Source organism: Polaromonas sp., assembly GCF_030682935.1.
Lineage (GTDB): Bacteria > Pseudomonadota > Gammaproteobacteria > Burkholderiales > Burkholderiaceae_C > Polaromonas.
Map to the genome: position 1 here is coordinate 1 of NZ_JAUXNA010000197.1, position 8,066 is coordinate 8,066.

At 61.9% G+C, this 8,066-nt stretch carries 7 protein-coding genes; all 7 read right to left on the reverse strand.

Annotation, left to right across the window (positions count from 1 at the left end):
- Window positions 1-28 precede the first annotated feature (28 nt).
- Window positions 29-901, reverse strand: coding sequence for an acetyl-CoA carboxylase, carboxyltransferase subunit beta (gene accD / locus Q8K05_RS08855; RefSeq protein WP_305246264.1), 873 nt, complete (start codon window positions 899-901; stop codon window positions 29-31).
- A 108-nt stretch (window positions 902-1,009) separates the two neighbouring features.
- The gene (gene trpA, locus Q8K05_RS08860; RefSeq protein WP_305246265.1) at window positions 1,010-1,828 is read right to left on the reverse strand and encodes a tryptophan synthase subunit alpha; all 819 of its coding nucleotides are present in this window, start codon (window positions 1,826-1,828) and stop codon (window positions 1,010-1,012) included.
- Window positions 1,825-3,093, reverse strand: coding sequence for a tryptophan synthase subunit beta (gene trpB, locus Q8K05_RS08865; protein WP_305246266.1), 1,269 nt, complete (start codon window positions 3,091-3,093; stop codon window positions 1,825-1,827). The genes trpA and trpB overlap by 4 nt, the downstream gene beginning before the upstream one ends.
- Window positions 3,071-3,820 (reverse strand): phosphoribosylanthranilate isomerase, encoded by a 750-nt coding sequence (locus tag Q8K05_RS08870; RefSeq protein ID WP_305246267.1) that lies wholly within the window; start codon window positions 3,818-3,820, stop codon window positions 3,071-3,073. The genes trpB and Q8K05_RS08870 overlap by 23 nt, the downstream gene beginning before the upstream one ends.
- Window positions 3,817-4,599 carry a tRNA pseudouridine(38-40) synthase TruA gene (truA, locus tag Q8K05_RS08875; RefSeq protein ID WP_305246270.1) on the reverse strand — a complete coding sequence of 261 codons (783 nt, stop codon included), beginning with the start codon at window positions 4,597-4,599 and terminating at the stop codon, window positions 3,817-3,819. The genes Q8K05_RS08870 and truA overlap by 4 nt, the downstream gene beginning before the upstream one ends.
- 42 nt (window positions 4,600-4,641) lie before the next feature.
- Window positions 4,642-7,200, reverse strand: coding sequence for a FimV/HubP family polar landmark protein (locus tag Q8K05_RS08880; RefSeq protein ID WP_305246268.1), 2,559 nt, complete (start codon window positions 7,198-7,200; stop codon window positions 4,642-4,644).
- 279 nt (window positions 7,201-7,479) lie between these two features.
- On the reverse strand, window positions 7,480-8,066 hold a 587-nt coding region (locus Q8K05_RS08885; RefSeq protein ID WP_305246269.1), incomplete at its 5' end, for an aspartate-semialdehyde dehydrogenase.

Here is an 8,066-nt window from a genome sequence, read left to right on the forward strand (position 1 = left end):
TATTATTCCCTACAAGCGCTGGTGGGCTTTATTGCACCGCATCCGCGCTTTGGCGCTGCAGCATGGCCAGGTTGTTGGCGATGGTGGCGCGCAGCTCGCGGCGGTCGCAAATGAAGTCCACCGCGCCTTTGGTTTGCAAAAACTCGGCGCGCTGAAAGCCTTCGGGCAGTTTCACCCGCACAGTATTTTCAATGACGCGTGGTCCGGCAAAACCAATCAGCGCTTTGGGCTCGGCAATGACCACGTCGCCCACAAAGGCAAAGCCTGCACTCACGCCGCCCATGGTGGGGTCCGTCAGTACGCTGATGTAGGGCAGGCCTTTTTTGGCCAGGCGGGTGAGGGAAGCGTTGGTTTTGGCCATTTGCATCAGGCTCAGCAGGCCTTCTTGCATGCGGGCGCCACCAGTGGCGGTGAAGCAAACAAACGGTACTTTTTGTTCGATGGCGGTTTCCACGCCGCGTACAAAGCGCTCGCCCACCACGCTGCCCATGCTGCCGCCCATGAAGTCGAATTCGAAGCAGGCCACCACGAGGTCAATGCCCATGACGGAGCCGCCCATCACCACCAGCGCGTCGGTTTCGCCGGTGTTGTCCATGGCCTCTTTCAGGCGTTCGGGGTACTTGCGGCTGTCTTTGAACTTGAGGGCATCGACCGGGAGCACTTCCTGCCCCAGTTCATAGCGACCTTCGGCGTCAAGAAAGGCATCCAGCCGTGCGCGTGCGCCAATGCGGTGATGGTGGTTGCACTGCGGGCAGACATTCTGGTTTTTTTCCAGGTCAGTCTTGTACAGCACGGCCTCGCAACTCGGGCACTTGATCCACAGGCCTTCGGGCACGCTGCGGCGCTCGGTCGGGTCGGTGGGGCTGATTTTGGGCGGGAGGAGTTTTTCTAACCAAGACATGGTGTCAGTCCTTGTTCAATTGCATGGGCGCAAAGCCGCCGCTGCTTCGGTATCTGCTGTATTGGCGCGATCATGCGCCCGGATTGTTCGGCTCTTGCGGGTTAAAAGTCAGTCCAGCGCGGTGCGAATTTCCTTCATAAAGTCTTGGGCAACGGCGGCCACTTTATCCCGCGGCTGGTTTTCAATCAACTGGATGATCTTGCTGCCAATCACCACGGCGTCCGCCACTTTGCTGATGGCTTTGGCCGTGGCGGCATCGCGAATGCCAAAGCCCACACCCACCGGAACGCCTACGTGCTGGCGGATACGCGGCAGCATGGCTTCCACAGCGTCCACGTCCAGTGCGCCGGAGCCGGTCACGCCCTTGAGCGAGACGTAATACACATAGCCGCTAGCGACCTTGGCGACCTGCGCCATGCGTGCATCGGTACTGGTGGGCGCCAGCAAAAAGATCAGGTCCATACCGTGGGCGCGCAGCCTGGCGGCGAACTCGACACATTCTTCGGGCGGGTAGTCAACGATCAGCATGCCATCGACGCCGGCCTCAGCGGCATCGCGGATGAAAGCGCTTTCGGTTGAGCCTGCGCCGTGCCTGATGTCATAGCGCTCGACCGGGTTGGCGTAGCCCATCAGCACCACGGGGGTCGTGTTGTCCCGGCTGCGAAAGATCCGCACCATCTCCAGCACCTGGAGCAGGCCAATACCCTGGGCCAATGCCTTTTCTCCGGCTTTCTGGATCACCGGGCCGTCGGCACTGGGGTCGGAAAATGGCACGCCCAGTTCGATCACGTCGGCGCCGCCCGCCACCATGGCGTGCATCAACTCGGGCGTGATGTCGGCATACGGGAAGCCCGCGGTGACATAAGGAATCAGGGCTTTGCGGCCTTGGGACAGCAGCGCGTCCAGGGTGGGTTTGATGCGGCTCATGGCTTGAACTCCAGCACCTGTGAGGCGCCCTTGATGCTCTGGCCGTGGCAGGACGGGCGGCAGAAAAAGTCGGCGTTCGACAGATCGGCGACGGTGCCGATGTCCTTGTCGCCCCGGCCCGAGAGGTTGACCAGAATGCTCTGGTCGCTGCGCATGGTTGGGGCCAGTTTCATCGCGTAGGCAACGGCGTGGGCCGACTCCAGCGCCGGAATGATGCCTTCGGTGCGGCAGAGGTAATGAAAGGCTGCCAGCGCTTCGGTGTCGGTGATGCCGACATATTCGGCGCGTCCGATGTCTTTCAAAAACGCGTGTTCGGGGCCCACGCCCGGGTAGTCAAGGCCGGCGCTGATGCTGTGCGTCTCGGTGACCTGGCCATCTTCGTTCTGCAAGACATAGGTGCGGTTGCCGTGGAGCACGCCAGGCAGTCCGCGCTGCAGCGACGCCGAGTGTCTGCCGGTCTCCAGGCCCTCGCCGGCGGCCTCCACGCCTATCAGGCGGGTCTGCTCATGGGTAATGTAGGGGTAAAAAATGCCCATGGCATTGCTGCCTCCGCCTACGCAGGCGACCACCGCGTCGGGTTGCTTGCCATCGTTCATCTCGGGCATCTGGCTCAAGCATTCGGTTCCGATCACGCTCTGGAAGTCGCGCACCATCATGGGGTAAGGGTGCGGCCCGGCGACGGTGCCGATGATGTAGAAGGTGTTGTCGACGTTGGCAACCCAGTCGCGCATGGCTTCATTGAGCGCGTCTTTGAGCGTCTTGCTGCCACTCTCGACCGGTACCACAGTGGCGCCCAGCAGCTTCATGCGGTAGACGTTGGGGCTTTGGCGCTTGACGTCTTCGCTGCCCATGTAGACCACGCATTCAAGACCATAGCGTGCGCAGAGGGTGGCGGTGGCCACGCCATGCTGGCCGGCACCGGTTTCGGCAATGATGCGCTGCTTGCCCATGCGGCGCGCCAGCATGGCCTGGCCGATGGTGTTGTTGATCTTGTGCGCGCCGGTGTGGTTGAGGTCTTCGCGTTTCAGGTAGATCTGCGCACCACCCTGCTCGCGGCTCATGCGCGCCGCGTGGTAGACGGGTGAGGGGCGGCCCACGAAATGCTTCAACTCGTAATGAAATTCAGCCAGAAACGCCGGGTCGTCCTTGTACCTGGCATAAGCGTCTTTGAGCTCGTTGATAGCGTGGGTCAGCGTTTCGGAAACGAAACTGCCGCCGTAAATGCCGAAATGGCCTGTGAGGTCAGGCTGGTGGTAGCTGTACATAATTTTTTACAAGTTGATCGTCTGCAGCGCGAACGGCTGTGACAAATTGGTTGATTTTCTCAAGGCTCTTGATTCCCTTTGAAATCTCGACACCTGAGCTCACATCAACGGCCAGCGTGGTGCAACGCGGCCTGACTTGCAATATGCCATCGGTCACGTTTGCAGGCGTCAACCCACCAGACAAAACGAGGTGAGCGTTGACGCTTGGAGGAAGAAGTGACCAATTGAATGTTTTTCCGCCGCCGCCATAGCCCTCGACATGGGCGTCAAGGAGAATGGCCTGGGCAGCTTTGAAGTCTTGAACGTATTTTACGAGATCAAATCGGAGGCCGTTTTCGTTGGGGTTTTTGTCCAGCGGAATGCGTGCGGCGCGCATGAAAGGCCGGCCCGCCTGCAGGCAATCCTGGGGCGATTCATCACCATGAAATTGCACCAAAGCCATTGGGATACGTGTGCAGGCAGCTATTATTTCAGTAGCATTCGCGTTGACAAAAAGCAACACAGGGGTCACAAAGGGCGGCAGGCGGCGGGCCAGTTCGGCAGCGCGTTCCGCCGTGACGTGGCGCGGACTGGGCGGGTACAGGACAAAGCCGACAGCATCGGCGCCGGCCGCCACCGCCGCGTCCACGTCTTGCTCGCGGGTCAGGCCGCAAATCTTGATGCGGGTTCTGATAGGCGCAGGCTGCGGACTTTCCGGGGCTACGGGGCTGGGGGGGGCTGAAATCATGGCAGCCAATCATAAGCGGCCGTGCGTGCCGGTAAGCCGTGGTGGTCTTCGTAGACGGGGCCCAGAAAATACAGGCCGTCAGGCGAGAAGGTGGGGGCAGCTACCTTGCGGTTACGTGCGGCGACCACGTCGGCCAGCCAGTCGGGCGGATAGCGGCCCTGGCCAATCGCCAGCAGGCAGCCCATGATGTTGCGGATCATGTGGTGCAAAAAAGCGTTGGCTTCAAACTCGAAGCGCCAGTAGCCCGCGCGCTGCGAGATCTCGATCCGGCTGATGGTCTTGACCGGCGACTTGGCCTGGCACTGCGCAGCACGGAACGAGCTGAAGTCGTGTTCGCCCACTAAATGCGCGATGGCCTGTTGCATGGCCGCGCCATCGAGCGGGCGGTAGACCCAGCCCACGCGTTTGGCTTCCACGCTGGGCCGCACCGGGGACTCCAGCACCACATAGGCGTAGCGGCGCGCAATGGCGCTGCCGCGGGAGTGAAATGTATCCGGAACATGCCGCGCCCATTGCACCGCAATATCGGCGGGCAAAAAAGCGTTGGTGCCGCGCACCCAGGATGCGTCTTCACGCTGCACGGTGGTGTCAAAATGCGCCACCTGCATCAGCGCGTGTACGCCTGCGTCGGTCCGTCCGGCGCACATGACGCGCACCGGCTGGACCGCAAACCGGGTCAGCGCGAGCTCCAGCTTGTCCTGAACCGTGTTGCGCGAGAGCTGGCTTTGCCAGCCTTCGTACGTACTCCCGCTGTAGCTGATGCCGAGCGCAATCCTCATCGGCAACACCACAGTGGCAAACGCAAGGCTTTCAGACAACGCTCACGACAGGGCGTTGAGGAACGCCTGCGCTTTGACTTTCAAAGGCCCACGGGCTTCGGCCAGTACCTCTTCGGCCAGCGTCCTGGCGCCCTCGGCATCGCCCAGAGTACGAAATTCCTCGGCCAGCGAGAACTTGGTTTCAAGCGGATCGTGCGGTATGACCGCCACGGCCTCTGGTGGACTTTCGGCGGCGGGTCCGAGGTCCAGCGACAGTGAACCCAAGTCAAATTCCAGCATCCCGTTGTCGGCGGCCTTGGTAGGTAACACAGGTTCCGGCAAGGCAAAGGGCTCGGTCGTAAAGTCCAGCCCGTTGGATGGAAAGACGATGTCAAGCGGGGGGGGGGCAACAGGCCGTGAATCCGGTGCGCCGCCGGATGCTGCGGGCGGCGCCATTGTCTCGCTGCCAAAATCCATATTCATATCCAGATCGCCCAGGGTCAACTCAGGCACGGTTGCCGTGGTGGGCTCAAGGACGAACGGCGGCGCGTTGGGCAAAGGCGCCGCGATGGCAGCCACCCCGAGCGCATCATCCAGCGAAAAGTCCAGGTCCAGATCGACATTCGTCATAGGCGCTGACACAGCCGATCCCGCCTGCGCGAATGACGCGATGGTGCCGGTCGGGTGAGGTTTTTTGGCTTCGCCGATGTAATCCTCAGCAGCAGGCTGTCCGCCAGGTTGGTACATCGGGTTGTCGGGATCGACCTGCCGGCCCATCTCGGCGATGTAAGCCCACTCGGGGCCGAAGCCCTGCGTGAGGTTAAACGCTTCGAGGGCGACGCCGTCAAAAGCCTTGCTGTCATGCCGTTTGGCATAAATTTCCAGCAGCTTGCCATGAATGGCCACGCGCATCGGGGTGGTACGCAAGGCTTCCTTGAGGATTTCTTCCGCCTGCAGGTCGCGACCGTAGGCCAGGTACACATCGGCTTCGGCCACCGGGTCTACATCTCCACCCGCATCAAGTTGACTGGGTGAATACGCCACAGACGAGCCCGTGGTTTTACCTTCGTTGGTGTCAACGCGCTGGCCGCCACTGGCGCCGAAGAAAGAGTCGGGCTGCAGCCGGCTTTCCAGAAAAGAGCTGTCTACCTGGGCGGCTTTGTTGCGCCGGCGATAGCGGTAAAAGCCAAAACCGGCCAACAGCGCCAGCAATCCTCCCGCGAGCGGCAGCATCAGCGGGTTGGCGATCCATTCGTCGATCAGGCCGGACTCAGGAGGGGATGGTGCGGCCGTAGCGACCGGATTGATCGCCACCGCTGCAGCCACGGTGGCCGCAGCTGATGCGGCGCTGGCAGCAGCAGCCGGCTGGGAAACCGCGGCCAAAGGGGCTGCTGCGCGGGTGCTGGCTTGGTCGGCGCTGGCCTCCAGGGACGTCGGCGGTGCGGGAACGGCCGTACCGGGCGCTTTGGCGTCACTGTCGGCAGGCGCTGCGGCTGGAGCAAGCACAGGGGCGGCACCCAGTTTATTGAGATCGCTGATATTTTTAGACAGTTCTGCCAGGCGAGTGGACGCATCCGCGGCCTGCCTGTCCTTGGCAATCCTGTCGTCGGCTGCTGCAGCCGACGCCTTGCCCTGAACCGCGCCTTTAGAGAGTGTCAACTTGTCGGGCGTGACGTTGGCCGGTGCCCGGTCTTCGACCTTGGCCTGCAGCTTGCCCGCGTCCTGGCGGTCGGCGCTGGTGATTTGTGTGCTTGGCGCGCTCTGCGCGAGCTTGCGACGGAAGGCGTTGAAGTCCTTGCTTTGCGCGACGATGGTCTGAGTGGCCTCGCTGGGGGAAGTGGCGCGGGCGGCTTCCGTGCTCGGGACATCCAGCACCGCACCAGCCTTGATCCGGTTGATATTGCCGTCTATGAACGCGTCCGGATTGCTTCTGAGCAAGGCCACCAGCATCTGGTCCAGCGACACGCTCGCTGGCCTGGTCTGGGCGGCAATTCGTCCTGCGGTGTCCCCTGCTTTGACTGTCAGCTGTTGGTTGGCGGCAGACGTTTTTTCAGCAGGTCTGGCTTGCTGGGGTGCGGGTGCTTTGGCCACTGGTGCCTGCCGGGCGGCGGGCGCAGCGGGCGGGGATGCAATCTCCCGTGCCCGTGCCGGTGGCGCGGCGTTTGGCGTCAGTGGCTGGGACAAAACAGGGGCAGTAGGTGTTACCGCTGCGCCTGCACTGCGGTAGCGCATGTTGGGCGGGTCGAACAGCAGGGTGTAGTCGCGGGTAATGCGTCCGGAAGACCAGCTGGCCTCAAGAATCAGGTCCACGAAAGGCTCGGTCACGGGGCGATTGCTGCTCAAGCGCAGATACGCCCTGCCGTCGGCGCGGCGTTGCAGACTGACTTCGAGAGCCGCCATCGCAGCGCTGTATTCAAGTCCCGCCGCCTTGAAGCGGTCGGCAGGCGCGGCGCCGATCTTGAGGCTGGAGGCCTCATCGGACGTGATCTCAGCGATGTCGATTTCTGCGCGCAGGGGCTCACCCAGCGCCGATTGAACGGTGATGCGCCCCAGCGCCAGCGCATGCGCTTCGAGGCTGGCCAGGCTGCCCAGCAAGGCCATGGCACTGGCCAATGCACCCATGCGCCAACGAGCGCGTTGATTCGTGGGAATTTTTTGAGCTGTTGGTGCCCGGTCTGCCTGTAACTTTAGTCTGCTTGAGCGCACAAAAACCCCAATGGAAATTTCCGAAAAACAACCTTAACATCAAGGCCTTAGACTGACAAGCTCAGACACCACTTAAGTTTTGATACGGCGCGTTAGCGTCGGCTTACAAGTTTCGGTCGTTGCCTGGCAACAACGACGAGTCATAAATTATTACAGACGGCGACTGCCTGGCCGCAGTCGCCAATTTTAAGCGTTTCAGTCCTCAAGCAGGATGCGCAACATGCGGCGCAGCGGCTCGGCAGCACCCCAGAGCAACTGGTCGCCGACGGTAAAGGCGCCCAGGTACTCAGGCCCCATGGCCAGCTTGCGCAGGCGCCCGACCGGAATCTGCATCGTGCCCGTTACGGCGACAGGTGTCAGGTCTTTGATGGAGGCTTCGCGTGTGTTGGGAACCACTTTGACCCAGGCGTTGTCGGTGGCGATCATGGCCTCGATGTCGGCCAGCGGCACGTCTTTCTTGAGCTTGAAGGTCAGCGCCTGGCTGTGGCAGCGCATCGCGCCGACGCGCACGCAAAAGCCATCAACCGGTATGGCTGCCGTGCCAAAGCCTGCGCCCTGGCCCAGAATCTTGTTGGTCTCGGCGCCGCCTTTCCACTCTTCCTTGCTGCTGCCGTCGCCCAGGTCCTTGTCGATCCAGGGAATCAGGCTGCCGCCCAGCGGCACGCCGAAGTTGGCGGTCTCGGAAGCGGTCAGTGACTGCTGTTTGGCCAGGATGCGGCGGTCGATTTCCAGAATGGCGGATTTCGGATCGTCCAGCAGGGATTTGACTTCGCTGTTGAGCG